A 26,169-nucleotide genomic window follows, 5' to 3' on the forward strand; every position below is an offset into this window, starting at 1 on the left:
AAGGCCCACGTTTTCGCCTTTTTTGGCCATGCCTAGACCACCTCGCACGCATCTCACCACTTGGATCAACGGGGATAATCGGATTTGAAACTTCCAAAACGCTCAGCTTTCGCAGCAGTCGCTCTCGCATCGTTTTCGATGATTGGCTCTCAAACGGCGCAAGCCGCTCCAGGTTGTGGTCACGCTTCCTGGTATGCACTGGGTTCCAAGACAGCCTCCGGCGAACGTATGAACGCCTCCAAGCTCACCGCGGCGCATCGCTCGCTGAGTTTCGGAACGAAGGTCAAAGTTACCAACAAGCGCAATGGCAAGACCGTCGTGGTTCGCATCAATGACCGCGGTCCTTTCATTCGCGGCCGCGTCATTGATCTCTCGAAGGCAGCAGCAGCCGACATCGGAATGGTTTCGACAGGCACCGCCCAGGTCTGTTACGAGGTCATCGGCTGATCCGCATGGATGACGGATTGCTCCTCAAGCTTGCCCTGATGGCTTTTCACGGTTAAACGCGCCGGAAAGCAAGGAGATCAGGACATGCGACTGGGCGGACGGATGGCTGCAGCCATCGAAGTGTTGGCAGATATCGAGACGCGCAAACGTCCCGTTGCCGATGCACTGAAGGACTGGGGCCTGGCGCATCGCTTCGCCGGCTCCGGAGATCGCGCCGCCATCGGCAACATTGTCTATGATGCCTTGCGCATGCGTCTGTCCCATGCCTGGCTGATGGATGACGAGAGCGAGACGGCACTGGTCTACGCCGTTCTTCTACGTCAATGGGGCTTCACGCGCACAAGCCTCGCGGCAGAACTGGCGGACGACAAATTTGCGCCACCCGCTCCGGATCTGACAGCTCTTTCCGAACGAAATCTGTCGGACGCGCCAGCACATATTCAAGGCGATATCCCGGAATGGGTCGTTGCGAGCTTCCGCTCCTGTTTCGGCGATGCCTGGCTTGCAGAAGCTCAAGCCATGGCTGGTCGGCCAACGCTGGATTTGCGGGCCAATACGCTGAAGGCTAACCGGGACAAGGTCGTCAAAGCGCTGGATCGGGCGGGCGCGCAGCCAACGCAGATCGCGCGTCAGGGCATTCGTATCCCTGCCGGTGATGGCGCATCCCGTCTTCCGAACGTAACCGCCGAACTTTCCTTCCAAAAGGGCTGGTTCGAAGTCCAGGACGAAGGATCGCAGATTGTTGCCGATCTCGTAATGCCATCCGAAGGGCAGCAGGTTCTGGATTACTGCGCAGGTGGCGGCGGCAAGACGCTGGCGCTTTCGGCAAGCCTCAACAACAAGGGTCAGGTTCATGCCTATGACGCCGACCGCAAACGCCTTGCTCCCATCATCGAGCGCATGCGCCGCGCCGGCACGCGCAATGTTCAGGTGCACGACGATGTGCAGCAGATGGATGCCCTGAAGGAGAAGCTGGACGTCGTGCTTGTGGATGCTCCCTGCACGGGTACAGGAACATGGCGCAGGCGGCCCGATACAAAATGGCGCCTGACGCAGAAGAACATTGAGGAGCGCCTTGGGCAACAGCAGGATGCGCTGTCGTCGGCTGCGGCCTATGTCAAACCGGGCGGAACACTCGTCTATGTCACCTGCTCCGTTCTGCCGGAAGAGAATGACCGACAGATCGAGCGCTTCCTGGCAAACAATCCTTCTTACGAGGTCCAGCCAGCGCTGGACGACTGGAAAACATTGTTTGGCAAGGACGCGCCCAAGCCGCATTCCGCCGATGGTCGTAGCCTGACGCTGACACCGGCCTCCACGCAGACCGATGGCTTCTTCTTCTGCAAGCTTAAACGGCGGAGCTAAAAAGGACTGTCGAGGCTGGAATTCCTCTAATCTAGATTATTTGACACCAGTTTCCTTTTGCGCAATGAGGATTGAAACGATTGATCGGAGAAAGGGCAGACACGCCTTGCTCCAGTCACGTTTTGCCGGGAAGGCGTGATCGGCCATCGGCATCGTCATTTTCAGACAGGAGGGGACCATGCTCCGCCGAACTCTCTCGACTATCAGTTCTGCTCTAGCCGCTTCGGTGGCTTTTGTCGCGCTGCCTGCACTGGCTGCAGAGCCCACCGAGGTTCTGAAACACTATGCGGCCGTCGGTCATGCGAAATTCGAAGACGCCCTGAGTACAGCCAAGGCATTGGACAAGGCCGTAGACGCCCTCATCGCAAAGCCATCAGAGGAAACGCTGAAGGCTGCGCGTCAGGCATGGCTTGTGGCGCGTACACCCTATTTGCAGACTGAGGTCTACCGCTTCGGCAATCCCATTGTTGATGACTGGGAAGGCAAGGTGAATGCATGGCCTCTCGATGAAGGTCTTATCGACTATGTCGATGCCGCCTACGGCACCGAAAGCGATGCCAATGCCTTCTACACAGCCAATGTCATTGCCAATCCCAAGCTCAAGATCAACGGCGAGGACATCAATGCCTCGAAGATCACGCCGGAACTGATCCGCAGCCTGCATACGGCTGGCGAAGTGGAGGCCAATGTTTCGACCGGCTATCACGCGATCGAATTCCTGTTGTGGGGGCAGGACCTGAACGGCACCGGACCGGGAGCAGGCAATCGTCCCTTTACCGATTACGACAAGGCCAATTGCACGCATGGCAATTGCGATCGTCGTGGCGACTATCTGAAGTCGGCGACCACGCTGCTGGTTCAGGATCTTCAAGAAATGGTAGAGGCCTGGGCTCCCACCGGCGAAGCCACGAAGGCTGTTCTGGCCGATCCGAAGGCGGGCCTTTCCGCAATCCTCACAGGCATGGGCTCACTGTCCTACGGCGAACTGGCCGGAGAGCGCATGAAGCTTGGCCTTCTGCTGCATGATCCAGAAGAGGAGCAGGATTGCTTTTCCGACAACACGCACAATTCGCACCTGAACGACGCCATTGGCATCGCGTCCGCCTATCGCGGAACCTACACGCGCACTGACGGAACCAAACTGGCAGGGCCTTCCCTATCCGATCTCCTCAAGGCCAAGGATGCCGTTCTCGACACGGAACTGAACGTCAAGCTCGACAAGACGCTTGCCGACATGCAGATCATGGCGGAGCGCGCTCAGAAGATCGAAGCCTATGACCAGATGATCGCCGAGGGCAACAAGGAGGGTAACGCAGTTGTGCAGGCCCCGATCGATGACCTTATTGCCCAGACGAAATCAATCGAGCGCGTGATCGCGGCGCTCGATCTTGGCCAGGTGAAGCTCCAGGGTTCGGCGAGCCTCGATAATCCGAACGCCGTGTTCAAATGAGATCAGGACGGCCCATCGAATGTTCGGTGGGCCGCTACTCCCGATGCAGCAACGCGCACTCGTCCTTGCTCTCCCCATCCTGCTGACCTGTCTCGTGCCAGCGTCCGGCATTGGACAGCAGGAGTTGCTGTATCAGGGTCAACGCGGGGATTTGACGCCGAAGGATCAGGCGCGTGTCACTGCGGTCATTCGACCAACCGGTAATTTTGGCCAGGCAGAACCATTTGAAGCGATGGCCGCCGGTGCCGCGACCTCGACGCGTACCGTCGATGCCGGTGCTTTCTCGCAGTTCACACCCGGCATCACCTTCAGCCAGCAGGAAGAGTTCAAACTCGGAAATGCGCTTTTCACCAAGCTATGGGTCGCCGCACCCTCCTCAACACAAGCCTCCGACGGATTGGGGCCGCTCTACAATGCACGCTCCTGTGTCAGCTGCCATGTGAAGGACGGACGCGGCCATCCGCCCGAAGGGGGCAATGACAGGATCTCCATGTTCCTGCGGCTGGCGCGCGCCCCTGCAACACCGGAAGAGAGAGCACGTGTTGCCGATCATCGTGCGCTCAATTTTCCCGATCCGATCTACGGTGCGCAGTTGCAGGATCTTGCCGTCCCTGGACTTGCTGCCGAAGGGACGATGCAGATCTCCTACACGGAAGCGCCTGTCCGCCTCAAGGATGGTACTACCGTTTCGCTACGACGCCCGGCCTATTCGGTCAGCGGTCTGGCTCAAGGCCCGCTTGCAGCCGGAACGACCCTTTCCCCCCGCATTGCCCCTGCAATGATCGGGCTTGGTCTCATCGAAGCCGTTCCTGCGCAGGACATTCTCGCCAATGCGGACCCCGATGACCGGGACGCAGACGGAATTTCGGGGAAAGCGGCCATCGTTCGGGACCATGTGACCGGCAAACTGGCACTCGGGCGCTTTGGCTGGAAAGCACAAAATGCCACCGTCCGCGACCAGACCTCTGCGGCCTTCTCGGGCGACCTCGGATTATCCACGCCCGACCGGCCCGACCCTTACGGCGATTGCACGGCGCAACAAACGGATTGCCGCGCCCTTTCGCACGGGGTCCAGCCGCGTCTTGGCGATACGGAAGCGCCCGATCCGGTCATGGACCTCGTGACGTTTTACTCGAGCCATCTTGCCGTTCCTCAACGACGCGATGTCAGTTCACCCGAGGTGCTGAAGGGCAAGGAGACCTTCTACCGTCTTGGATGCGCAAGCTGCCATGTGCCGAAATTTGTGACGAGCCGCTCCGCTACCGATCCTTCTCAGGCCTTTCAACTGATCTGGCCCTATTCGGATTTCCTGCTCCATGATATGGGCGAAGGACTTGCTGACGGCCAAACCGTCGGTGACGCGACTGGCCGAGAATGGCGTACTCCGCCACTGTGGGGCATCGGCCTGACGCAAACTGTCAGTAAACATAGTTTTTTTCTGCATGACGGGCGCGCCCGCAACCTGACGGAGGCCATTTTCTGGCATGGTGGCGAGGCGGAGAAATCCCGGAACGGTTTTGCGGCTCTTGAAGCCAGAGATCGCAATGCCCTGTTGACGTTTCTGGAGTCCCTATGATGCGCACGAGTGTCCTGTCTATCGGTCTGGCCCTTGGTCTTTCTCTGTTTGCAGCGGATGCGGGCGCGCAGGATGCGAACCCTTCTCCGCCGGTTCTGACGCATGAGCGGACGACGGCGCTGATGGAACGGGTCATCACCAATGTCATACAGCCGGGCTACCGGGACTTTTCGGAGAAGACCGGCCTTTTGAGCGACCGGATGATGCAGCTTTGCACCGTGCCGTCTGCGAACAATCTTGCTCAGGCACAGGCTGCATTCTCGGAAACCGCCAAAAGCTGGGCGCGGATCGAGATCGTGCGTGTAGGACCCGTGCTCGAAAAGAACCGCTTCGAGAGGATACTTTTCTATCCGGACAAGAAGGGTCTCGGGCTTCGGCAGGTTCAGGCCTTGCTGTCATCCTCCGACGAGACGGCGACTGCACCTGATACGCTCTCTTCCAAAAGTGTTGCCGTACAGGGTTTGGGAGCGCTCGAATTTCTGCTGCACGGCACCGGCTTGGATCAACTGACTGCGCAGGCGAAGTCCTATCGATGCCGCTATGGCCTTACGATTGCCGGTAACATGCAGCACATCGCGATGGAACTGGTGCAGGCCTGGGATGATCCGGACGGCCTTGCCAAAGACTGGAAAAACCCCGGGCCGCAAAGCTCTGCCTTCCGGCAGGACCAGGAAGCTGTCACCGAGGTGCTTGGCATTCTGGTTCACGCGGCGGAAGCCCTTCGCGATCAGCGCATCGAGAGCTTCTATAAAAGTGGATCCGCCCAAAGCTTTCCGAAGCAGGCGCTGTTCTGGCGCTCCGGCCTGACCTTTCCGATGATGCGGGAAAATCTGGAAGGGCTGCGGCAGCTCGTCCATGGATCCGGCATCAAGGAGCTGTTGAAGCCCAGCCAGATCTGGATCGTGAACTCCATCGATGTCTATTTCAAATCGCTCATCACACTTGCGCAGGATATTGATCCTGATCTGGAAGCGGCCGTCAGCACACCGCAACAGAAGTCGAAGCTCGATGCCATGCTTTCCGACAGCCGCGATCTGATTACTCTCTTCAACGATGATCTGGGGCAGGCGCTCGGCCTGACCACGGGCTTTTCCTTTTCCGACGGAGACTGACTGGATGCGGACCTTCGAGGTGAGGACGGGCGAGATTGACAGGCGCAGCTTCGTCAAGGCTGCGGGCGTAGGTTTCCTGGCCGCTCTTGCTCCGGAAAAGCTGATGGCGCTTGATCGATCGGATGCAGTTTTTGCGTCCGCCTTCCGCGCTCCCGATGGAAGCTGTGGTGTCGCGACGATAACCGAACGGGGCGAGATCATAGAACGGATCGCCCTGCCCGCGCGGGCTCATGGCCTCTCCTACTGTTTGCTGACAGGCCGCTGCGTCGTCTTCGCGCGCCGTCCCGGTACATTTGCGATGATCTTCGACCCTTCAGGGCAGGATGAGCCGGTTCTGATCAGCACTCCTGCCGGACGGCATTTTTACGGACACGGTCACTTTTCCCCGGACGGCCGACTGCTCTATGCAAGCGAGAATGATTTCGACGGCAACCGGGGCGTGATCGGCGTGTACGATGCCAAGTCCCAGTTTCGCCGGATTGCCGAGTTCGATGCAGGTGGCATCGGCACCCACGACATGACAGTGTCCGATGACGGACGCCTGCTGATCGTTGCCAATGGCGGCATCGAGACACATCCGGATTTCGGCCGCACCAAGCTCAATCTCGACCGCATGCAGCCGTCCCTTGCCATTCTCGATGCCGCGAGCGGCGAGATCATCGAGCGGCACCCGATGCCTGACCATCTGAGGCAGCTTTCCACACGGCATCTGGATGTGGATCGGCGTGGCCGGATCTGGTTCGCCTGCCAGTACGAAGGTCCGCGCGGCGATCATCCGCCTCTGACCGGATATTTCGCTCTGGGCGACGATATCACCTTCATCGATATTCCACCGGAAACGACCGAAAAGCTGGCAAACTATGTCGGTGCCATTGCCGTCAACCGGCGTGAGCGGCTGGTTGGTCTGACCTCACCGAAGGGTGGCTATGTGGTCATTCTCGATGCGCAGACGGGGCAGGTATTGAGGGAGGATCCTGTCCCGGATGCGGCAGGGGTCGCCAGAGCGCCAACCGGCATCGCAGTCTCTACCTATAGCGGCGAGCTCGAGGGAACCCGTTCGAACGTGAACTGGGACCAGCATCTTGTCCGGCTTGGGTGAGCAAATCATGGTTCATAGCGACGCGTTTCGTGAGCATCCGAACGAGTCTGCGACTACACTTTTCCTGACACCACCCTAAATCCGGCATCATGAAAAAGATCCTCATCCATGTCCTCTTCGTCGCCGTTGTCGTCGCGCTTGGCGCCTTGATCGGCATCGCCAATATTCCGGGCGAATGGTATCAGGCTCTCAACAAGCCACCCTTCAATCCGCCCAACTGGATCTTCGGTCCGGTCTGGACTACGCTCTATGTGCTGATCGGCATTGCGGGCGCCCGGACGTGGCTTGCCTCGCCGTCTTCGTCACGCATGCAGATCTGGTTTGGCCAGATGGCCCTGAATTTCCTGTGGTCTCCGGCTTTCTTCGGCATGGAAAGCACGGTGCTCGGGCTCATCGTCATCATTCCGATGCTGGTGCTCATCGCGCTCTTCATCCAACGCAGCTGGAGCCGGGACAGGATCAGCGCACTCCTGTTCCTTCCCTATGTGGCGTGGGTCAGCTTCGCGACGCTTCTGAACCTTTCCCTGTTCATCCTGAATTGATCCTGTCTCTTGCAGCCTTCCCGATGCCGTGCCAGTTTCGCGCCGACATAAGGGGCACAGGATGGATGAGGTCGATCCCGGAGATTTCCGGACAAGGGTAAGGCAGAGTTTCGGGCGACAGGCTTTCATGGAAACGCTTGGCGCGGACCTGACACGCGTCGAGCATGCCATGGTCGAAATTGAAATGCCGTTCGATGCGAAACTCACGCAGCAACATGGCTTCCTGCATGCCGGAGTGATTTCCGCAGGACTGGATGCGGCCTGTGGTTATGCGGCCTATACGGTCATCGATCCGGAGGCGTCCATCCTGACCATCGAGTTCAAGGTGAACCTCTTGTCTCCTGGACGTGGCGAACGCTTTCTGTTTCGTGGCGAAATCACAAAACCGGGTTCCACCATCATCGTCGCGGATGGCAGGGCCTATGCGCTGACCAACGGCCCGGCCAAGCTGATCGCTTCCATGAGCGGCAGCATGATGGTGATCCGCGGGCGCGAGGATGTGACCGGATGACGTTCGAGTTGAAGACGATTGCCGGAAAGCGGCTGCTCTTTGTCATGGCGGCACTGCCAGAATATGGCCCACACCTGAAGGCACGCTTCAAGCCGCTAATCACCGGCATCGGCCCCGTGGAAGCGGCCGTTACGTTGACAAAGGCATTGAGCGCGCTCAATGCCACACAGGAATTGCCGGATCTCGTTGTCTGCCTCGGCTCTGCCGGTTCGCGGACACTGGAGCAGACGGAAGTCTATCAGATCAGCTCGGTATCCTATCGCGACATGGACGCCTCGCCGCTTGGCTTTGAGAAGGGCAGAACGCCGCTTCTCGACCTGCCCTCCGTCATCGAGCTGCCACTTCGCATTCCCGGCGTTCCAGTAGCCAGCCTTTCGACCGGTGGAAACATCGTTTCCGGCGACGCCTATGACGTGATCGATGCCGATCTCGTTGAAATGGAAAGTTTCGCAGTCCTGCGCGCCTGTCATGCCTTCGATGTGCCCCTCATCGGCTTGCGCGGCATTTCCGATGGAAAAGCAGAATTGCGGCATGTCGGCGACTGGACCGAATACCTTCATGTCATCGACGAGAAGCTTGCCACAACAATCGACCGTTTAACGCAGGCGCTAGAATCCGGCACTTTGAGCCTCTGAGTCAGTTGCAAAAATGCCCGTTCTTCATTAAAGGCTCGCCATGACCCAGATAGCCCATCACGACCGCCTCCTCATCATTGATTTTGGCTCCCAGGTGACGCAGCTCATCGCGCGTCGGCTGCGCGAACTGAACGTCTATTGCGAAATCCACCCCTATCAGAACGTCACCGACGCCTTTCTGGCTGACTTCAAGCCGCGCGCAGTGATCTTCTCCGGTGGACCGGATTCGGTGACGCGCGAAGGTTCGCCGCGTCCGCCGCAGTCGGTCTACACGCTCGGCGTTCCGGTCCTCGGCATCTGCTATGGACAGCAGGTCATGATGCAGGATCTCGGCGGCCAGGTCGAAGGGGGAAAGATTTCCGGCGGTGGCGGCACGGCAGAATTTGGCCGCGCCTATGTGACGCCAGCCGATCAGACCGACCCGTTCCTCAACGGCTGGTTTGCGGAAGGCCGCGAGCAGGTGTGGATGAGCCATGGCGATCATGTGAGCCGTATTGCACCGGGCTTCGAGGTTTATGGCACGTCGCCCAATGCGCCCTATGCGATCACCGCTGATCCGAAGCGGCATTTCTATGCCGTACAGTTCCACCCGGAAGTGCATCACACCCCGAATGGCAAGACGCTGTATGAAAATTTCGTCAAGCTGGCGGGCTTCAAGGGCGACTGGACCATGGGCGCCTATCGCGCCGAAGCGATTGCCAAGATCCGGGCGCAAGTGGGCGACAAAAAGGTTATCTGCGGTCTTTCCGGTGGCGTCGATAGTTCGGTTGCTGCGGTTCTTATCCATGAGGCAATCGGCGAACAGCTGACCTGCGTTTTCGTGGATCATGGCCTGCTGCGTCAGGATGAGGCCCAAGAGGTCGTCACCATGTTCCGGGACAACTACAATATCCCGCTGATCCATGCGGACGAACAGGACCTGTTTTTGGGCGAGTTGGAAGGCGTGACCGATCCCGAAGTAAAGCGGAAGACCATCGGTCGTCTCTTCATCGATGTGTTCCAGAAGCACGCGAACACCATCGAGGGTGCTGAATTCCTCGCTCAGGGCACGCTCTATCCGGACGTGATCGAAAGCGTATCTTTCTCAGGCGGTCCTTCCGTCACCATCAAGAGCCACCACAATGTGGGCGGCCTGCCGGAAAAGATGGGTCTGAAGCTGGTTGAGCCGCTTCGCGAACTCTTCAAGGACGAAGTGCGTGCGCTGGGCCGCGAGCTTGGGCTGCCGGAGAAGTTCATCGGCCGCCATCCCTTCCCCGGTCCCGGCCTTGCGATCCGCTGCCCCGGCGAAATTACCCGAGCCAAGCTGGAAATCCTGCGCAAGGCCGATGCGGTCTATATCGACCAGATCCGCAAGCACGGTCTTTATGACGAGATCTGGCAGGCTTTCGTGGCGATCCTTCCCGTGCGCACGGTTGGCGTGATGGGCGACGGACGTACCTATGATTACGCCTGTGCTCTGCGCGCCGTGACCTCGGTCGATGGCATGACGGCGGATTATTATCCCTTCACCCATGAATTCCTTGGTGAGACGGCAACCCGCATCATCAACGAGGTCGAGGGCATCAACCGCGTGACCTATGACATTACCTCGAAGCCTCCGGGCACAATCGAGTGGGAATGATTCAGACCCACTCAAACATACCCCGCGATACGCTAGAATATCCTATAAGCCAATGATATAAAACGAAAATTCTGTCATCGACTTTCGCAGACTATCGAGGGGCAAGCGTCACGAGTGACGGACTTTCCGACGGACTGCCTACGCTTGATCAATTGACCTTTTGAAAGTACCGTCAGCGGAATGGAAGCCGCTGACGGTCTTTTTTTGAGCTTATCACATTGAAAATAAATAAAAAAATTTCAAGCGAAGGGCTCAAAAAATGCTGACGGACTTTTTGGTGGTTTTCCTCCTTGTTTTACCGGATTCAGGAGGCCGAAATGTTGACCGATGCAGCTATCAGGTCATTGAGATCAAAAGATAAAAGCTACAAGGTGACGGACCGGGATGGAATGTACCTATTGGTCCAGCCTTCAGGGACGATGACATTCCGCTTCGACTACCGTTTGAATGGTCGCCGCGAAACGGTCGTTATCGGGCGATACGGGCCAGCCGGAGTGTCACTGGCGCGGGCTCGCGAAAGGCTTCTCGAAGCCAAAAAGGCCGTTCAGGAGGGACGCTCTCCGGCAATCGAGAAGCAGAGCGCGAAACGGAAATTGAAGGAAGCAAGGAGCTTCGGCGAATTTGGCGAACGATGGCTCCAGGAAGGCCGGATGGCCGACAGTACCAGAGCCATGCGTCGCGCCATCTACGAGCGAGATATCTTGCCGAAGTTTCGCAAGCGGCTTCTGACGGAAATAACGGCCGAGGACTTGCGAGCGCTTTGCACGAAAGTGAAGGAACGCGGCGCCCCGGCGGTGGCAATTCATGTTCGCGACATCGTCAAACAGATCTATGCCTTCGCGATCCTTCATGGCGAGAAAGTCCATAATCCCGCCGATGATGTTGGTCCGGCATCGATTGCTCAATTTGTCGCCCGTGATCGTTCGCTGTCACCATCGGAAATCCGGGTCATGTTCGGTCAGTTGGAACATGTCCCAACCCTTCCGACCATCCGCCTCGGCATGAAGCTGCTTCTCTTGACGATGGTCCGCAAAAGCGAATTGCAGGACGCCGTCTGGGATGAGGTCGATTTCGAGAACGCTGTCTGGTCTATCCCGAAGGAACGGATGAAGCGGTCACGTCCGCACAACATCTATCTGTCACAGCAGGCGCTGGACATTCTGATCGCGCTGAAGACTTGCTCTGGCAATTCGCGCTACCTGTTGCCATCCCGCTATGATGCCGACGCGCCCATGTCCCGTGCAACCTTCAACCGGATTACGACTGCCGTCGTGGTTAGGGCCAAGAAGGAAGGTCTGTCGCTTGAGCCTTTCACTGTGCATGATCTGCGGCGAACCGGATCGACGCTCCTGAACGAGTTGGGGTTCAACAGCGACTGGATCGAAAAATGCCTGGCGCACGAAGACGGTCGCTCGTCGCGTGGCGTCTACAACAAGGCGGAATACGAGCACCAACGACGGCACATGATGCAGGAATGGGCCAATATTGTTGACGCCTGGATTGCCGGACAAAAATACGCGCCGACAATCTTTCCGCCCACGATGGACTTATTGTCGCCGGGGACGGACGATTGACCGAATGCGTCAGTGTCTCTTCCAACACGCTGATCTTTGTGATACATATCCTCGGATAATAAAATTTATTCTCCAAGGATTCATATCATGACGGAATCCGTGCCCCAACGCCAGATTGCCCGGAACGTGCTCAAGCTCCATGGTATTGCACGCCTGACCGAGCTGCGCGCCGAGGGCGTAACTGCGGCCACAATGAGCCGTATGGAGCGCGATGGCGAGGTGCTGCGTCTCGCACGCGGGCTCTATCAGCTCCCTGACGCCCCGCTCGATGCACACCATAGTCTCGCGGAGGCCGCCAAGCGACTGCCGAAGGGCGTCGTCTGCCTCGTCTCGGCGCTCGCGTTTCATGAGCTTACCGATCAGATGCCAAGGCATGTGTGGATGGCCATCGGCCATAAGGATTGGGCGCCCAAGATGGAGGTCACGCCGGTACGACTGGTTCGCTTTGCCGATCGGTTGCTCGCTGACAGCGTTGAGATCCATACCGTCGAGGGTGTGCCCGTGAAGGTGTTTGGCGTAGCCAAGACGATTGCAGACTGCTTCCGGTATCGCAGCAAGATCGGCCTGTCCGTGGCGATCGAAGGGCTTCAGGAAGCACTGCGTCAGCGCAAGGCAACTCCGGGCGAAATTGCCAAATATGCCGAGCACGGTGCTGTTGCGACCGTCATTCGCCCCTACCTCGAGGCACTGACCGCCAATGACTAAAGAATTGAAGAATATCGGGGCCTCGGTACGTGCGCGCCTGTTGTAATTCGCCAAGGCGAGCGACCAAAGCTTCGATCTCGTCCTGACCCGCTTCGCCCTTGAGCGGCTGCTCTGCAGGCTCGGACAATCACCGCATGCCGACCGTTTTGTTCTTAAAGGCGCCATGCTGATGATGAGCTGGTTTGATGACCCTCATCGTGGCACGCGCGATCTCGATCTGTTGGGCTTTGGCGAGTCCGAGGCCGAACCCATGCTCGCGACGTTCCGTGAAATCATGGCGCTGGAAGCCGCCGACGGCGTGGAGTTTGACATTGCGGCGCTACGCGTAGACCGCATCCGTGAGGAACTGGAATATGGAGGACTGCGGCTTCGGACAACGGCTTTGATCAGTGGAGCCCGCATCGGTCTGACGATTGATATCGGCTTTGGCGATGCGACGGAGCCCGGTGCCGAAGTGTTGGACTATCCCTCCATGCTGGAGTTTCCCGCGCCGCGCCTTCGGGCCTACGCGCGTGAGACGGTTATCGCCGAGAAATTCCAGGCGATGGTGGCGCTGGGGCGCGCCAACAGCCGGATGAAGGATTTCTACGATATCTGGATCTCAGCCGTTCATTTGCGTTTGATGACGACAGGCTGGCGCGGGCGATCGCCGCGACCTTCGCGCGACGTGGATCCGCAATTCCTGCGGAACTGCCCGATGCGCTGACGCCGGCGTTTGCTGAGGACGACCAGAAGCAACGGCAATGGAAGGTATTTGTCGAAGGCGTCGCCCATAATCCGGGAACGCTTACGGATGTCGTCACAGACATTGCGCCATTCCTCATGTCTCACGCAAAATTGGCGACCGACATTTACGGCGGCGCCAGAAACCGCTGAGCCACAGGCTGGCTCACTTTTGCCTCACCGGCCTATTTTTCCTCAGTTGCACATCTGGCATTGGCGCGCGGGTGATCGCCTTTTGTTTGGATGCGCGCTTACGCGTCTCAAGCCAGGCTTCGACCTCGGCCAGATCCCACACGACGCAACGGGACGTCAGATAAAAGCGCGATGGGAACTCGCCCCGCCGCTCCATTTCGTAGATTGTGGTATCGGCCAGCGGCACGATTTCCTTGAGTTGTTCGCGGCGGATGGTTTTGGTCTGTCCCGTCGAAATTGATCGCATTTTCATGGCCCTCGCTTTTCAAACGAAAGCCGTAGAAGCCGATAAGCGCGGAGCTTCGAAGTCAAAAATGTTGTCGGCGTAGATGCGGATAGCATGGCGTGCAAAACGGATGGTTGTTTGCCGCCAATACAAAAACTCCGGTTGCCAAATTTTCGCCGGGTGCTCGCCGCAATGTGCTGCAACCTTTGATTTTATCTTTATGCACCTGTCTGCAAGGCGGAATTGATCTGAAGAAATACGCGTGCCCGGATCGAGTATCGAACTTCGCCACATCAGTTACGTTGTCGCCGCTTCCGAGCACGGTAGTTTTCGTCGGGCGGCAGCGGCACTTGGGGTTCAGGAATCGGCGATCAGTCGACGGGTACGGGATCTGGAAATTCGGCTTGGAACGGCGCTATTTGTCCGCTCACATTCTGGCGTCACCTTGACCCTTGCAGGAAAGCAGTTTGTAGACCGGGGACGAAAGGCGCTGTCCGAAATCGGCCTCGCGCGAACGGAAGTTGCCGCGATCGGGCGGGTGGGCGATGGCGAGTTGCGGATCGGCATCCTGTCGTCATTAGGTTCCAGCTTTCTGGCCGACCTCATCCAGAAATTTTCCGAGAAATACGCGACCATTCAAATGACATTTGCGGATGGCGACTAGGCAGAGCATGTCGCCGCGATCCGTCAGCGTCAGTTGGATGTGGCGTTTCTGACGGGAACGCTGGAATGGGAAGGCTGCGAGTGCCGCCATCTGTGGTCCGAGCAGGTCTTTGTAGCCATGCCGGAACAGCATGTCCTCGCTGAAGCCGAGCAGTTGGATTGGGTCGATGTCATGGGCGAGCGCTTCATCGTCAGTGACGCCGCCCCAGGACAGGAGATTTATAACTACCTGGTCCAGAGGCTTGCCGGTTTGGGCCGTCAGCCCGAAATCCTGCCGCACAGTGTCGGACGGCACAACCTTCTTTCGCTCGTGGCGCTCGGCCAGGGATTGACCCTCGCAAGCGAGGGCGTTACCGCGACGCAGGTTCCGGATGTCGTGTTTCGCCCCATCGGCAACGAGACCTTGCCTTACAGCATGGTCTGGTCGACGCAGAACGACAATCCGGCCTTCTTGCGGTTTCTGGATATCGCAAACTCTTTGGAGACCCAAAACGTTTCGCTTGTCACATCGATGGCGTAGTCTGGGATACCGATTTCTTTGCCTTGGCGAAACCGCGGTCCGTGGCGATGAAGCGCTCCAGCATAGGCACGATCAGGCGGACGGGATCAGCGGGCGACTGGCCCGCTTCACGAGCGAGGATGTCGGCATAGGCGACGAGATCGCTGTGCAGGCCGGCAGGCAGTTCCAGCGTGACCTTGACCGGCTTGTCATCGGCGATCACCGAGAGCTTCAATTTCGCCATTTTAATCTCCATAGGGTTCGAGGACAAGATCGCGGGTGACGATTACACGGACCGGGAAGCCCGGCCGGATGGTCAGCGTCGGCGCGATGTTAAGTTGGCGACTGACAACCTGTTGGCAGGTCTGGCTTATGCTCTGTGACGCACCTTGACGCAGAGCCTGCACGATGTCGCTGTCGTTGCCGGACGAACCGGCCTGCGCGCCGACGCTGAGCAGCGCGGACAAGGCTGCGGCCTTGAACAACTCGCCCCAGTGATAATCGACGCCATCCTCAAGCCCGGCATAGCCTTCGGCGTCCGCGCCGGGCTGGCGCTCCAGAACGATTGAGCAGCCATTGGGGAAAATCAGCCGGTTCCAGACGAAGAGCACGCGGCGCTGGCCGAAGCCGACGCCATTGTCGTATTGGCCTATGACGAAGGTGCCCTGGGGTATGAGCAGGATCTTGCCCGTCGGGCTGTCATAGACATTCTCCGTCACTTGGGCGGTGATCTGACCGGGAAGATCGGAGCGGATGCCGGTGATGAGCGCGGCGGCAATCACCGCCCCAGCCAGAAGGATGTTCGGCGATGCCGGGGCCGCGACGCGATCGGTCGAAACCGTGCGCTTGTCGGGCGTCTGGTCGAGAAACGCCTGCTGCCGCTGCTGTGCGGAGGGCGTCGAGGGCTGCGGTGCTAAGCCAAGACTGGCGAGGTCGGTCGAAGGCGTAGCGGTCGCGGAAGGTGATATAGCTGTGCTGTTGCTCGCGGCCCGCGTCTCGGTCGGAGCAAACAGTTTGGCGAGCCGGGCCGCCTCAAGTTCCTGCGCCCGGCGCTGTTCTTCCGGGCTGGGGCCGGACGGCATCGGCGTGGCAATCCCCGGCGCGGGGATAGGTTGCCCCGCATTTTGCGCATTGAGGATCGGACGGCCGAGATCGCCGGGGAGCGGCGGCCCGAGCTTCGGCACGCCGCTATAGTCCTTCGGCAGACCGTTGAGACCATCAGGCGTCGAGCGGTTGTCGGTGGAATAGAGTTCCTGCCGTTGACCGCCGTTGCGTGTCTGGAGCGCGTAGTAGAGCGCACCACTGATCGCGAGGCTGCTGGCAGCACTCAAGCCGATCAGCACCTTGCGCGACAGGCGGGTGACGCGCGGCGGCTCGGGACGCAGCCGCCCCGAAGAGCAGCTCGGCGGCGGCGAACAGCCGGTCGACGATCATGTAGTTGCCACGCACGCGGTAGTTCACCAGCTCGGAGGTCGCGCCCTCTGGGCCGACGAAAAAGAGTGGCGGCATTTCCCCCTGACCGATGCCACGCGGAAATTCGATGAACATTTGCCGCCCGTCATCAAAGGCCCGCAGGGGCCGCCAGGGCGCACGATCTCCGGTCACGTCGTAGCGGAAATTGACGCGGGTCAGATCGACGCCGCTGGCGACCGGCTGCTGAGCTTCGGCTTGGCTGTTTTGACGGCGCAGTGCGATAAGCTGATCCTGCGGATACTGCCAGGAGACGGAAGCCATATAGGTCTTCTCGGTCGAGCGCAGTTCCATGTGATAGGTGCGCCGATCGGTGTTGATGACGAGGTTCGTCGTCAGATCAGGCCGCTTCGGCTTCACCAGGATATGGACTTGTTTTGCTCCGCCTGTACCGCTCTCGGTGTCGCCGATGATCCAGCGGACAGTATCACCAGCGGCGACCGGGCCGGAGCCAACAAGCTGCTAGTCGGCTTGCAGGCTGATATCGGTAATCTGTCCCGGCGAGGTATGGACCTGATAAAGCGCGCCATCGACGAAGGGATAGACCTGCATCGAATTGATGAAGCCGTTCCTGACCGGCTGCATGCGGGCAGCGGCGTTGGCTTCGCTCACCCGTGCGGCGGGGTCTGCCAGTTCCGGCGCCGGTTTGCCATCCTTGCCGACTGGCTTCAGCTGGCCCGGCAGTGGCAGGACCTTCGGCAGATCGACCACTTGAACGGGCTTCGGCGGATCGGCCGCCAGAACGGCGGGTGCGGCATCGTCATAGGAGATTTCCGGGGGCTTTTGCGGTGTCGCGCACCCGGCAAGCGCCGAGGCGTAAAACAACAGAAGCGGCAAGCCGGATTTACGGAAAAGCGGAAATGCGTGGTTACGCGCCGCCGGATGCCCGGCGGTCAGATGAGACGGCCGGATCATGATCCAAGCTCCTTCGACCAATTGATGGCGTTGATGTAGATCCCGAGAGGATTTTTCCTGAGCGTGTCGGCATCGCGCGGCGGCTGAACGGCCACGGTCAGGATGGCCGACCAGCGCTCGGTTGCGGCCAATGACCCATCCTGATAGCGGCGTTCGATCCAGGCGACGCGAAAACTCGACGGTGAGGCGCGGATCACGCTGGAAACCTCGATGGCAATCTGTTGCTTGCCGACCTTGGCGAAGGGATCATTGGCGCGGGCATAGTCGTTGAGTGCCAGCGCGCCGCCCTGCGTCGTAAAATCATAGGCGCGCAGCCAGTTCTGCCGCACGATGATCGGATCGGCGGGAATGCTCCTGACCTGTTCGATGAAGCGGGCAAGGTAGAAGGCAATCTGAGCGTCGTTGAGCTGATAGTCGGCGGTCGCAGGTGCAATGGCTTGCGCCTGTCCGAGTTTGTCGACCTGCACCACCCAGGGCACGACCGAACCATTCATCGACTGCCAGACCAGCGCGCCTGACAATCCCGCTGACAAGGCAAGCGAACCGAAGGCCATAAGCCGCCAGTTCTTTGCCTGAACGCGGGCAGAGCCGATGCGATCGTCCCAAACCTGGGCCGCACGTTGATAGGGTGTTTCAGGTTCGGGAGACTTGCCGTAATGGGTGGAGGGTCGCTTGAACATGGTCAATTGCCTTCGGAGAGATTGACGGATGAGCCGCCGCCGTGGCTGTCGCCGGATTTGACGGCGTGGGCGGCGGCCTGGACGCCGTGAGACAGTTTCTGGGAACGCTGCATCCGCTTTGCCCAGGCGGGCGGACTGCCTGTGGCAGGCGAGGATGCGGAAGACGATGTGGCCGAAGCGGCTCCGCCCTCGGCGTCACCGCCGCCCATGCCGCCGACAGTGCCGGCGGTCGAAGACCCGCCCGACACTTCAAAGGCCGTGCGCGCGCCGGACTGGTAGCTGGACTTGAGGCTGTCGGCGGCGAGACCCGTGCCGATCGCGGCACCCGCGCCGAGCTGTGGGCCACCCGAGACGAGACCGTTGGCGATGCCGGGTCCGAAGATGCCGAGACCGAGCAGCGACAAGGTCGCAAGCACGATCGCCATGGCGTCGTCGATCGAGGGCGTTGCGCCATTGAAGCCTTGGGTGAACTCGGAGAAGAGCGTCGAGCCGATGCCGATGATGACGGCGAGGACCAGCACCTTGATGCCGGAGGATATGACGTTGCCGAGCACCCGTTCGGCCATGAAGGCGGACTTGCCGAACAGGCCGAAGGGGATCAGCACGAAACCGGCGAGCGTCGTCAGCTTGAACTCGATCAGCGTGACGAAGAGCTGGACCGCGAGAATGAAGAAGGCGAGCAGGATCAGCGCCCAGGCGAACATCAGGCAGGCGATCTGAATGAAGTTCTCGAAGAACGAAACCCAGCCCATCAGGTCGGAAATGGAATCGAGCAGTGGCCTGGCAGCGTCGAGTCCGGTCTGCGCCACCTTGCCGGGGCGCAGGAGATCGGTGACGGAAAAGCCCGTGCCGGACGCCTTCAGGCCGAGACCGGCGAAGCTCTCGAAAACGATGCTGGCGAGATTGTTCCAGTTGCCGATGATGTAGGCGAAGACACCGACGAACAGCGTCTTCTTCACCAGCCGCGCGATGATGTCCTCGTCGGCGCCCCAGGACCAGAAGAGGGCCGCCAGAGTGATGTCGATGACGATCAAGGTGGTGGCGATGAAGGCCACCTCGGGCTGGAGCAGTCCAAAACCGCCGTCGATATAGCGGGTGAAGACTTCGAGAAAATGATCAATGACGCCGGTATTGCCCATGGTCAGCGCGCTCCGTTCTCAGGAGATGATGGCTGCGGGGTGGAGGGTGGAAAGGTCGCGGACGCATCCTGTGACACGTCGCGACGGTTTATCTCGATCGCTGTCGCGATGATGGCGACGGCCACGAAAATCACGGCCGCGAGACGTGCGAGGGTCTTGCCGTCCATGGCATCACCCTCAATTGTCTTAGAACATCTGCGCACTGCCAGCCCGATAACCGGAACCCGGCGTCAGGAAGCGGCGGCGTTGTTCGCGGCCTTGTTCGGCTGCGGCGGCCTGCTCGGCCGATTGCAGCGCCTGCGCCCTGCCATTGGCCGCGACCACGGCGGTGAGGTCGGCGAGTTGCTGGGCCTGGAGAGCGAGAAGCTGATTGCCGGCCTGCGTTGCCTGAAGCGCGCCGGTCGCGCCCTGGCTGGCACCGACCAGCCGCGACATCTCGGTACGGTTGGTGTCGATATTGCCGACGACGGTGGCCTGCACGCACATGGCGTCCTGCAAGCCGCCGACCGTGTTCTGCCAGCGGCTACGCGCATCGGCGACCAGTTGCGTGTCCGACGCCGACATCGACACATTGCCATATTGGGTCTGGAAGGCCTGATCGATCGCTTGCACATTGTAAGCAATGTTCTGGGCCTGGCTGAGAAGCTGCTGGGTGCGGCTCACTGACTGCTGGAGTTGTTGCAAAGACGAGTATGGCAGGCTTGCCAGATTGCGAGCCTGATTGATCAGCATCTGAGCCTCGTTCTGGAGCGATGTGATCTGATTGTTGATCTGTTGAAGCGCGCGCGTCGCGGAAAGCAGGTTCTGCGCATAATTGGTCGGATCATAGACGATCCATTGCGCGGACGCCGGTGTCGTCAGCAGTGGCGACGCCGAGAGCGGGACGGCAAGAGCGGCGGCGATCATCACTGCGCGGGTGCGGCCTGAGAAATGACGAAACGTCATGGCAGTGTCTCCATGTTGGTGAGGTTGGGGATGAGGTCGGCAGCCCAATCGACGCCACGATGGCGCAGCCAGGCGTCGAGGAAACCGTCCGCGCCATGCTCGGCGACAATCGCGGCGATGGCGGTTTGATCGGTCTTCGACGAAGCGGCGCAGAGCGCCAGCGCCACCTCCGAGAGACCCAGCTCGAACAGCCGGTTGCCGCGCCGCGACTGGCAGTAATAATCGCGCTTCGGCATGGCCCGCGCGATGATCTCGATCTGCCGGTCGTTCAGGCCGAAGCGGCGATAGATCGCGGTGATCTGTGGCTCGATCGCTCGTTCGTTGGGCAGCAGAAGCCGCGTCTGGCAGCTTTCGATGATGGCCGGTGCAATTGAACTACCGTCGATGTCTGACAGCGACTGCGTGGCGAAGATCACGCTGGCGTTCTTCTTCCTGAGCGTCTTCAGCCATTCGCGGAGCTGGCCGGCGAAACCGTCGTCGTCCAGTGCAAGCCAGCCTTCATCGACAATGATGAGCGTCGGCGATCCGTCGAGCCGATCCTCGATGCGGTGAAACAGATAGGCCAGAACGGCGGGTGCGGCATCCGTGCCGATCAGCCCCTCGGTCTCGAAAGCCTGAACCGTTGCGGTGCCGAGGTGCTCGTGTTCGGCATCGAGCAAGCGGCCGTAAGGACCGCCGATGCAATAGGGGCGGAGGGCCTGCTTCAGGTCGTTCGACTGCAAGAGGACGCAGAGGCCGGTGATCGTGCGTTCCTCGACCGGCGCGGAGGCCAATGAGGTCAACGCCGTCCAGAGATGTTCTTTCACCTCCGGCGTGATGGCGACGCTTTCGCGCGACAGGATCGCGCCGATCCAGTCGGCAGCCCAGGCACGTTCGGCGGCCTCATCGACGCGCGCGAGTGGTTGTAGCGATACGCTGTCAACGCTGCCCTCCGTCAGACCGCCGCCAAGATCGTGCCAATCGCCGCGCATAGCGAGTGCCGCAGCGCGAATGCTCCCGCCGAAATCGAAGGCGAAGACCTGCGCTCCTCGGTAACGCCGGAACTGCAAGGCCATCAGCGCCAGCAGGACGGACTTGCCGGCGCCGGTCGGGCCGACGATCAGCGTATGGCCGACATCGCCGACATGGAGGGAAAACCGGAACGGGGTGGAGCCTTCAGTCTTGCCGAACAGCAATGGGGGCGCTGCAAAGTACTCGTCCCGTTCCGGCCCCGCCCACACGGCACTAAGGGGGATCATGTGGGCAAGGTTCAATGTGCTGATCGGAGTCTGCCGCACATTGGCGTAGACATGGCCTGGCAAGGAGCCGAGCCAGGCGTCCACGGCATTGATGGTCTCCGCCATAGTGGTGAAGTCACGGCCCTGGATGACCTTCTCGACCAGCCGCAGCTTCTCGTCGACGATGCGCGGATCGGCGTCGCACACCGTCACGGTGGCAGTAACATAGGCGATGCCGGCATAGTCAGCGCCGAGTTCCTGAAGCGCGAGATCGGCGTCGGCCGCCTTGTTCGAGGCATCGGTATCGACCAGCACGGATTGCTCGTTGGTCATCACCTCCTTGAGGATGGCGGCGATCGACTTGCGCTTGGCGAACCACTGCCGCCGGATCTTGGTCAGCAGTTTGGTCGCGTCGGTCTTGTCGAGCAGGATCGCGCGGGTGGACCAGCGATAGGGAAAGGCCAGCCGGTTCAGCTCGTCGAGCAGGCCCGGCGTCGTCGCGGTCGGGAAGCCGGTGATGGTGAGGACGCGCAGATGCGAGCGACCCAGCATCGGCTCCAGCCCGCCCGTGAGCGGCTGATCGGCGAGCAGCGCATCGAGATAGACAGGCGTCTCCGGCACGCGGACGCGATGACGGTGCGTCGAGACGCAGCCGTGCAAATAAGTCAGCGTCTCGCCATCATCGAGCCAGCGGCATTCCGGCATGAAGGCTTCGATCAGGCGGATGAGCCGGTCGGTGCGGTCGGCAAAGCCGGTCATCACCTCTTGGCTGTCGATCCCGGTCTTCTCGCGGCCCTCGTAGAGCCAGGTCTCGGCGCGCGCAGTGTCTTCGGCCGGCGGCAGATAACAAAAGCTCAGGAAGTAGCTGGACTCGAAGTGGCTGCCTGCTTCCTCGAAATCGGCCTTGCGCTCGGCATCGACCAGCGCCGATGCGGCGTCAGGAAAGCGGCTGTCGGGATAGCTGTTCGATGAATGGCGCTGAGCCTCGACGAAGACCGCCCAGCCGGAGCCGAGGCGGCGAAAGGCATTGTTCAGCCGTCCTGCCACGGCGACCAGTTCGGCGGGGACGGCTGAATCCAGATCGGGACCGCGAAACCGCGCCGTGCGCTGGAAGCTGCCGTCCTTGTTGAGCACGATGCCCTGACCAACCAGCGCCACCCAGGGCAGAAAGTCGGCGAGTCGTGCATTCTTGTTGCGATATTCGGCAAGGTTCATCATCGCTGGCGCTCCGTCAGACTGCGAGATGCGCCGGGATGCGCAGATGGCGGCGGCCGACCTCGACGAACAGCGGGTCGCGCTTGGCTGCCCAGACCGCCGCGAAATGCCCGATCGCCCAGATGAGAATGCCGGCCAGCCAGAGGCGCAGGCCGAGGCCCACCGCGCCCGCCAGTGTGCCGTTGAGGATTGCGATGGCGCGTGGCGCGCCGCCGAGCAGGATCGGCTCGCTGAGCGCACGGTGAAGCCCGGAACCTCGTCACCTGCTGGCATCATCAGACCAGCGCTCCGCCGCCAAACGAGAAGAATGACAGGAAGAAACTCGATGCCGCGAAAGCGATCGACAGGCCGAACACGATCTGAATGAGACGACGGAACCCGCCTGACGTGTCGCCGAAGGCCAGCGTCAGGCCTGTGGTGATAATGATGATGACGGCGATGATCTTGGCGACCGGGCCTTCGATCGATTGCAGGATTTGTTGCAGCGGCTGTTCCCACTGCATGGACGAGCCGGAGGCGTGAGCGGGCGCGGCCATCATCACGCTGAGCGTGGCGACGGATACGGACATAGCGAGGCGATGGCGCGACATACGCAGGCGTTGGATCACAGGGTTTCTCCTTCGGGGCTGGGGATGAGAGTGTCCGCACCGCCATCACGCCCGGGGACCGGGGTGCTAATGGCGGGTGTGACGCGGTAATCGCCGTCCGGGCCGAGGCCTTTGACGCGGGCGAGTTCGGAGAGCCGACGCGCGGAACCGCGGCCGGAGAGGACGGCGACGAGATCAATGGTCTCGGCGATCAGAGCGCGCGGGACCGTGACGACGGCTTCCTGGATGAGCTGTTCCATCCGCCGCAGCGCGCCGATGGCGCTGCCGGCGTGGATGGTGCCGACGCCGCCCGGATGGCCGGTGCCCCATACCCTCAGGAGGTCCAGCGCTTCCGGCCCACGCACCTCGCCGACCGGGATGCGGTCGGGGCGCAGGCGCAGGGATGAACGGACAAGATCGGAGAGCGAGGCGACGCCATCCTTGGTGCGCATGGCGACGAGGTTCGGGGCGGCGCATTGCAGCTCGCGCGTGTCCTCGATGATGACCACGCGATCGGCCGTCTTGGCCACCTCGGCGAGCAAAGCGTTGGTGAGCGTCGTCTTGCCGGTGGATGTGCCGCCTGCGGCGAGGATGTTGGCGCGAGAGACCACGCCTTCGCGCAATGTCCCGGCCTGCGCCGCCGACATGGTGCGCGACCAGGCGCACAATGCGCTCGCCGTCAGCGGGCGACAGGTGTTCCCCCGTATCGGATAGCCCTTCAGAGAGACGATCGATCCAGATACGCCCATCCGGGTTCAGCATCACCTCAACGACGGAAGCGTCTTCCAGAAACCGGGCAATGGCCGGGCCAAGCGCCGTGCGCAGCATTCGCGCGCCGCGTGCGAGTCCTTGCCGATTATGATGCGAAACCACCATTCGATCCCCGATCTCGCCGGGGACACATCAGACGGTCACCGGACGGGGATGATTAAAAGAGCCGGAAATTGGGCAGGCTCAACAGATTTTCGTCGTCGTAGGGATTTGGCGTGCAAATACAGGAGAACGGCGGACCTGCTTACCCCTTGTCTTTTAAGTCTGTCTCATCAAGGAATAGGCAATGGCCGCGTTCGTGTATCTCGTCAGAGCCATCTTGAGCCCTTAGAAATGCCGCACGCAGATAGATTTGACCGATATAAACGTCACAAAAGCATTTGGCGAAGTCCATGGCAGGCATTCATTGAAAATTTGAGGTTTCTGTGTTATGTGCCTCTTATATCAGGCATGAAGGATATTCATGACCGACATAAGAGGCAATATTGATGGCTTCGACCATTAGAACCTATTCGCGTGCAACGCAGGAAGCGCTCGTCCTTATGGGCGAGCAGATCAAGCTTGCACGTAAACAGCGCAAGATGTCGGAAGCCGATCTTGCGGAGCGCATCGGGATTGCCCGCAGCACCTTGCAGATGATCGAGAAGGGAAGCGCCAAGGCGGAAATCGGACTGGTGTTCGAGGCGGCTCATCTGGTTGGCGTGCCGTTGTTTGTCAGTGAGCCATCGGCCCTTGCCACCCAGATTGCCCGCGTCGAGGAAAAGCTGGCGCTGCTGCCTCAGTCGATCCGCCGCCCGCGCACGGAGGTAAAGGATGACTTCTGAGTGCAAGACAGGCGATCGGCAGAGTTCAAGAGCGTTGCCGCGTGAGGCCTATGTGTGGATCTGGTTGCCCGGAAGCACAGAGCCTGTCGTCGCCGGACGTCTTGTCCGCGACGGCGACCTTCATGTCTTCAACTACGGCCGGTCCTATCTGGAACGTCCCGACGCCATCCCGATCTATCTGCCGGAATTGCCGTTGCAGCGCGGCGCGCTTGTCCCGCAGGCACCGCTCGACATGGCCAGCGCCTTGCGCGACGGATCGCCCGATGCCTGGGGGCGAAGGGTCATCATAAATCGGCTGACGGGTCTGAAGGGCGTTGACGCACAAGCGGTCGAATTCGATGAACTGACCTACATGCTGAATTCTGGCTCCGACCGCATCGGTGCCCTGGATTTTCAGGCGTCGCCGGATCGCTATGAGCCACGCGAAGCTGAAAATGCAACGCTTGAGGAGTTGCTGGAGGCGGCCGAGCGCGTCGACCGGGGCGAATCTATTCCGTCAGCGCTCGACAAGGCTCTGTTTCATGGCAGTTCCATCGGCGGTGCCCGGCCAAAGGCGTTGATTGCCGATGGCGAGGGCAAGTTCATCGCCAAATTTTCCGCGACGAATGACACCTATGCCATCGTCAAGGCGGAATATGTGGCTATGCGCCTGGCCGATGTGGCAGCCGGGCTCAACGTCGCCCCCGTCAGGCTGGTCAAGGCCAATGGCAAGGACGTGCTGCTGGTCAAGCGCTTCGATCGCACACGCACAGACAAGGGCTGGGCGCGGCGCGCGATGGTCTCGGCGCTGACCATGTTCGGCCTATCCGAAATGCAGGCACGATATGCCAGCTATCGCGATCTTGCCGACATTATCCGCGCCCGTTTTACCGAGCCGAAAGAAACATTGAGGGAATTGTTTGGGCGCATGGTGTTCAACGTTCTCTCGGGTAACACCGACGATCATGCCCGCAACCACGCGGCTTTCTGGGATGGTGCGACACTCTCGCTTACGCCCGCCTACGACATCTGCCCGCAGCCACGCACCGGCCGCGAAGCAAATCAGGCTATGCTTATCGGGGAGGATGACCGTCGTAGCCGCTTGGAAACCTGCCGCGCTGCGGCGTCCGCCTTCTTGCTCCATGATGACAACGCACGCGCTATCATAGGCGCCCAGGTGGACGGTACCCGGGCAACGTGGAACGAGATTTGCGATGAGGCCGAACTCAGCGCTGTTGATCGGGCGTTTCTTTGGGAACGGCAATTCCTGAATAAATATGCATTTGAGGCATAAAGATGAGCAGGCCATTGACGTCGCCATAAGCGCCTAAAACAGCCTATCAGAACAACTAGAGATATCGCCGAGTTGGCGTGATCGATTTCAACGATTAGGCAATTCTTTTACGACGGGGTAATCCCCCCGTCAATCAACGGGCTTCAAAAGTAGAATTTTCTCGGGCTTTATGATCGAGGAGATTTTTATGAAG

At 60.1% G+C, this 26,169-nt stretch carries 23 protein-coding genes and 6 pseudogenes; 17 read left to right on the forward strand and 12 right to left on the reverse strand.

Annotated features, from left to right (window positions below):
- Positions 1 to 138 precede the first annotated feature (138 nt).
- The 13 genes and pseudogenes from MUU53_RS08995 (at position 139) to MUU53_RS09055 (ending at position 13,513) form a co-directional block, all read left to right on the forward strand.
- The gene (locus MUU53_RS08995; RefSeq protein ID WP_137135056.1) at positions 139 to 447 is read left to right on the forward strand and encodes a septal ring lytic transglycosylase RlpA family protein; all 309 of its coding nucleotides are present in this window, start codon (positions 139 to 141) and stop codon (positions 445 to 447) included.
- Between the two features lie 84 nt (positions 448 to 531).
- Positions 532 to 1,812 carry an RsmB/NOP family class I SAM-dependent RNA methyltransferase gene (locus MUU53_RS09000; protein WP_247260601.1) on the forward strand — a complete coding sequence of 427 codons (1,281 nt, stop codon included), beginning with the start codon at positions 532 to 534 and terminating at the stop codon, positions 1,810 to 1,812.
- A gap of 178 nt (positions 1,813 to 1,990) precedes the next feature.
- Complete coding sequence (locus MUU53_RS09005) at positions 1,991 to 3,262, forward strand: imelysin family protein (RefSeq protein WP_247260602.1); 1,272 nt, start codon at positions 1,991 to 1,993, stop codon at positions 3,260 to 3,262.
- A 19-nt stretch (positions 3,263 to 3,281) separates the two neighbouring features.
- Positions 3,282 to 4,838: a di-heme oxidoreductase family protein gene (locus tag MUU53_RS09010; protein WP_247260603.1), complete on the forward strand. Its 1,557-nt coding sequence runs from the start codon at positions 3,282 to 3,284 to the stop codon at positions 4,836 to 4,838.
- Positions 4,835 to 5,950 (forward strand): imelysin family protein, encoded by a 1,116-nt coding sequence (locus MUU53_RS09015; RefSeq protein WP_247260604.1) that lies wholly within the window; start codon positions 4,835 to 4,837, stop codon positions 5,948 to 5,950. Before MUU53_RS09010 ends, MUU53_RS09015 begins: the two co-directional genes overlap by 4 nt.
- A 4-nt stretch (positions 5,951 to 5,954) precedes the next feature.
- Positions 5,955 to 7,049, forward strand: a complete 1,095-nt coding sequence (locus MUU53_RS09020; protein WP_247260605.1) for a DUF1513 domain-containing protein — start codon at positions 5,955 to 5,957, stop codon at positions 7,047 to 7,049.
- An 89-nt stretch (positions 7,050 to 7,138) separates the two neighbouring features.
- On the forward strand, positions 7,139 to 7,591 hold the full coding sequence (locus tag MUU53_RS09025) for a TspO/MBR family protein (protein WP_247260606.1): 453 nt from the start codon (positions 7,139 to 7,141) through the stop codon (positions 7,589 to 7,591).
- Between the two features lie 61 nt (positions 7,592 to 7,652).
- On the forward strand, positions 7,653 to 8,102 hold the full coding sequence (locus MUU53_RS09030) for a PaaI family thioesterase (RefSeq protein WP_247260607.1): 450 nt from the start codon (positions 7,653 to 7,655) through the stop codon (positions 8,100 to 8,102).
- Positions 8,099 to 8,737: a 5'-methylthioadenosine/S-adenosylhomocysteine nucleosidase gene (locus MUU53_RS09035; RefSeq protein ID WP_247260608.1), complete on the forward strand. Its 639-nt coding sequence runs from the start codon at positions 8,099 to 8,101 to the stop codon at positions 8,735 to 8,737. The genes MUU53_RS09030 and MUU53_RS09035 overlap by 4 nt, the downstream gene beginning before the upstream one ends.
- Before the next feature lie 40 nt (positions 8,738 to 8,777).
- Complete coding sequence (gene guaA, locus MUU53_RS09040) at positions 8,778 to 10,358, forward strand: glutamine-hydrolyzing GMP synthase (protein WP_247260609.1); 1,581 nt, start codon at positions 8,778 to 8,780, stop codon at positions 10,356 to 10,358.
- 317 nt (positions 10,359 to 10,675) lie between these two features.
- Complete coding sequence (locus MUU53_RS09045) at positions 10,676 to 11,932, forward strand: tyrosine-type recombinase/integrase (RefSeq protein WP_247260610.1); 1,257 nt, start codon at positions 10,676 to 10,678, stop codon at positions 11,930 to 11,932.
- Between the two features lie 87 nt (positions 11,933 to 12,019).
- Positions 12,020 to 12,637, forward strand: coding sequence for a type IV toxin-antitoxin system AbiEi family antitoxin domain-containing protein (locus MUU53_RS09050; RefSeq protein ID WP_247260611.1), 618 nt, complete (start codon positions 12,020 to 12,022; stop codon positions 12,635 to 12,637).
- Positions 12,630 to 13,513 (forward strand): annotated as a pseudogene (locus MUU53_RS09055) (nucleotidyl transferase AbiEii/AbiGii toxin family protein). The gene MUU53_RS09050 and the pseudogene MUU53_RS09055 overlap by 8 nt, the downstream one beginning before the upstream one ends.
- A gap of 13 nt (positions 13,514 to 13,526) precedes the next feature.
- Here MUU53_RS09055 and MUU53_RS09060 read toward each other — a convergent pair.
- Positions 13,527 to 13,805, reverse strand: a complete 279-nt coding sequence (locus MUU53_RS09060) for a helix-turn-helix transcriptional regulator (protein WP_247260612.1) — start codon at positions 13,803 to 13,805, stop codon at positions 13,527 to 13,529.
- Between the two features lie 235 nt (positions 13,806 to 14,040).
- Here MUU53_RS09060 and MUU53_RS09065 point away from each other — a divergent pair, with 235 nt between their 5' ends.
- Both MUU53_RS09065 and MUU53_RS09070 read left to right on the forward strand, forming a co-directional pair.
- Positions 14,041 to 14,442 (forward strand): LysR family transcriptional regulator, encoded by a 402-nt coding sequence (locus MUU53_RS09065; protein WP_247260613.1) that lies wholly within the window; start codon positions 14,041 to 14,043, stop codon positions 14,440 to 14,442.
- A 15-nt stretch (positions 14,443 to 14,457) separates the two neighbouring features.
- Positions 14,458 to 14,961 (forward strand): annotated as a pseudogene (locus MUU53_RS09070) (LysR family substrate-binding domain-containing protein); the annotation flags it as partial.
- Here the strand turns inward: MUU53_RS09070 and MUU53_RS09075 are convergent.
- The 11 genes and pseudogenes from MUU53_RS09075 to MUU53_RS09125 form a co-directional block, all read right to left on the reverse strand.
- Positions 14,945 to 15,184: a DUF2274 domain-containing protein gene (locus tag MUU53_RS09075; protein ID WP_247260615.1), complete on the reverse strand. Its 240-nt coding sequence runs from the start codon at positions 15,182 to 15,184 to the stop codon at positions 14,945 to 14,947. The pseudogene MUU53_RS09070 and the gene MUU53_RS09075 sit on opposite strands and share 17 nt — an antisense overlap.
- 1 nt (position 15,185) lies before the next feature.
- Positions 15,186 to 16,328 (reverse strand): annotated as a pseudogene (locus MUU53_RS09080) (TraB/TrbI/VirB10 family type IV secretion system protein); the annotation flags it as partial.
- Positions 16,303 to 17,325, reverse strand: a pseudogene (gene trbG / locus MUU53_RS09085) (P-type conjugative transfer protein TrbG); the annotation flags it as partial. The pseudogenes trbG and MUU53_RS09080, both read right to left, overlap by 26 nt.
- A complete protein-coding gene (gene trbF, locus MUU53_RS09090) occupies positions 17,322 to 18,005 on the reverse strand; it encodes a conjugal transfer protein TrbF (protein ID WP_247260616.1) in 684 nt (227 codons plus the stop codon). The pseudogene trbG and the gene trbF, both read right to left, overlap by 4 nt.
- A gap of 2 nt (positions 18,006 to 18,007) precedes the next feature.
- Entirely contained in the window at positions 18,008 to 19,144 is a 1,137-nt protein-coding gene (trbL, locus tag MUU53_RS09095; protein WP_247260617.1) for a P-type conjugative transfer protein TrbL, read from the reverse strand.
- Between the two features lie 2 nt (positions 19,145 to 19,146).
- The gene (locus tag MUU53_RS23300; RefSeq protein ID WP_343229107.1) at positions 19,147 to 19,311 is read right to left on the reverse strand and encodes a hypothetical protein; all 165 of its coding nucleotides are present in this window, start codon (positions 19,309 to 19,311) and stop codon (positions 19,147 to 19,149) included.
- Positions 19,312 to 19,330: 19 nt separating this feature from the next.
- A complete protein-coding gene (gene trbJ, locus MUU53_RS09105) occupies positions 19,331 to 20,089 on the reverse strand; it encodes a P-type conjugative transfer protein TrbJ (RefSeq protein WP_247260618.1) in 759 nt (252 codons plus the stop codon).
- Positions 20,086 to 22,524: a conjugal transfer protein TrbE gene (gene trbE, locus MUU53_RS09110; protein WP_247260619.1), complete on the reverse strand. Its 2,439-nt coding sequence runs from the start codon at positions 22,522 to 22,524 to the stop codon at positions 20,086 to 20,088. The genes trbJ and trbE overlap by 4 nt, the downstream gene beginning before the upstream one ends.
- 13 nt (positions 22,525 to 22,537) lie before the next feature.
- Positions 22,538 to 22,768: pseudogene (locus MUU53_RS09115) on the reverse strand (VirB3 family type IV secretion system protein); the annotation flags it as partial.
- Positions 22,769 to 22,796: 28 nt separating this feature from the next.
- The gene (locus MUU53_RS09120; protein WP_247260620.1) at positions 22,797 to 23,129 is read right to left on the reverse strand and encodes a TrbC/VirB2 family type IV secretion system protein; all 333 of its coding nucleotides are present in this window, start codon (positions 23,127 to 23,129) and stop codon (positions 22,797 to 22,799) included.
- A pseudogene (locus MUU53_RS09125) lies at positions 23,126 to 23,984 on the reverse strand (ATPase, T2SS/T4P/T4SS family). Before MUU53_RS09125 ends, MUU53_RS09120 begins: the two are co-directional and overlap by 4 nt.
- A 383-nt stretch (positions 23,985 to 24,367) precedes the next feature.
- On the opposite strand from MUU53_RS09125, the gene MUU53_RS09130 reads away from it, so the two are divergent.
- Together MUU53_RS09130 and MUU53_RS09135 are read left to right on the forward strand one after the other, a co-directional pair.
- Positions 24,368 to 24,703, forward strand: coding sequence for a helix-turn-helix transcriptional regulator (locus MUU53_RS09130; protein ID WP_247260621.1), 336 nt, complete (start codon positions 24,368 to 24,370; stop codon positions 24,701 to 24,703).
- Positions 24,693 to 25,976: a type II toxin-antitoxin system HipA family toxin gene (locus MUU53_RS09135; RefSeq protein ID WP_247260622.1), complete on the forward strand. Its 1,284-nt coding sequence runs from the start codon at positions 24,693 to 24,695 to the stop codon at positions 25,974 to 25,976. Before MUU53_RS09130 ends, MUU53_RS09135 begins: the two co-directional genes overlap by 11 nt.
- Positions 25,977 to 26,169: the final 193 nt, after the last annotated feature.

The organism is Affinirhizobium lemnae (genome assembly GCF_022968395.1).
Lineage (GTDB): Bacteria > Pseudomonadota > Alphaproteobacteria > Rhizobiales > Rhizobiaceae > Neorhizobium > Neorhizobium lemnae.

Coding starts and splice junctions, on each gene's coding strand:
- MUU53_RS09010 (WP_247260603.1), top strand. CDS start 3,282: ATGTTCGGTGGGCCGCTACTCCCGATGCAGCAACGCGCACTCGTCCTT.
- MUU53_RS09035 (WP_247260608.1), top strand. CDS start 8,099: ATGACGTTCGAGTTGAAGACGATTGCCGGAAAGCGGCTGCTCTTTGTC.
- MUU53_RS09020 (WP_247260605.1), top strand. CDS start 5,955: ATGCGGACCTTCGAGGTGAGGACGGGCGAGATTGACAGGCGCAGCTTC.
- MUU53_RS09075 (WP_247260615.1), bottom strand. CDS start 15,184: ATGGCGAAATTGAAGCTCTCGGTGATCGCCGATGACAAGCCGGTCAAG.
- MUU53_RS23300 (WP_343229107.1), bottom strand. CDS start 19,311: ATGGACGGCAAGACCCTCGCACGTCTCGCGGCCGTGATTTTCGTGGCC.
- MUU53_RS08995 (WP_137135056.1), top strand. CDS start 139: ATGATTGGCTCTCAAACGGCGCAAGCCGCTCCAGGTTGTGGTCACGCT.
- MUU53_RS09060 (WP_247260612.1), bottom strand. CDS start 13,805: ATGAAAATGCGATCAATTTCGACGGGACAGACCAAAACCATCCGCCGC.
- MUU53_RS09050 (WP_247260611.1), top strand. CDS start 12,020: ATGACGGAATCCGTGCCCCAACGCCAGATTGCCCGGAACGTGCTCAAG.
- MUU53_RS09135 (WP_247260622.1), top strand. CDS start 24,693: ATGACTTCTGAGTGCAAGACAGGCGATCGGCAGAGTTCAAGAGCGTTG.
- MUU53_RS09015 (WP_247260604.1), top strand. CDS start 4,835: ATGATGCGCACGAGTGTCCTGTCTATCGGTCTGGCCCTTGGTCTTTCT.
- MUU53_RS09030 (WP_247260607.1), top strand. CDS start 7,653: ATGGATGAGGTCGATCCCGGAGATTTCCGGACAAGGGTAAGGCAGAGT.
- trbE (WP_247260619.1), bottom strand. CDS start 22,524: ATGATGAACCTTGCCGAATATCGCAACAAGAATGCACGACTCGCCGAC.
- MUU53_RS09005 (WP_247260602.1), top strand. CDS start 1,991: ATGCTCCGCCGAACTCTCTCGACTATCAGTTCTGCTCTAGCCGCTTCG.
- MUU53_RS09130 (WP_247260621.1), top strand. CDS start 24,368: ATGGCTTCGACCATTAGAACCTATTCGCGTGCAACGCAGGAAGCGCTC.
- MUU53_RS09000 (WP_247260601.1), top strand. CDS start 532: ATGCGACTGGGCGGACGGATGGCTGCAGCCATCGAAGTGTTGGCAGAT.
- trbJ (WP_247260618.1), bottom strand. CDS start 20,089: ATGACGTTTCGTCATTTCTCAGGCCGCACCCGCGCAGTGATGATCGCC.
- MUU53_RS09045 (WP_247260610.1), top strand. CDS start 10,676: ATGTTGACCGATGCAGCTATCAGGTCATTGAGATCAAAAGATAAAAGC.
- trbF (WP_247260616.1), bottom strand. CDS start 18,005: ATGTTCAAGCGACCCTCCACCCATTACGGCAAGTCTCCCGAACCTGAA.
- guaA (WP_247260609.1), top strand. CDS start 8,778: ATGACCCAGATAGCCCATCACGACCGCCTCCTCATCATTGATTTTGGC.
- trbL (WP_247260617.1), bottom strand. CDS start 19,144: ATGGGCAATACCGGCGTCATTGATCATTTTCTCGAAGTCTTCACCCGC.
- MUU53_RS09025 (WP_247260606.1), top strand. CDS start 7,139: ATGAAAAAGATCCTCATCCATGTCCTCTTCGTCGCCGTTGTCGTCGCG.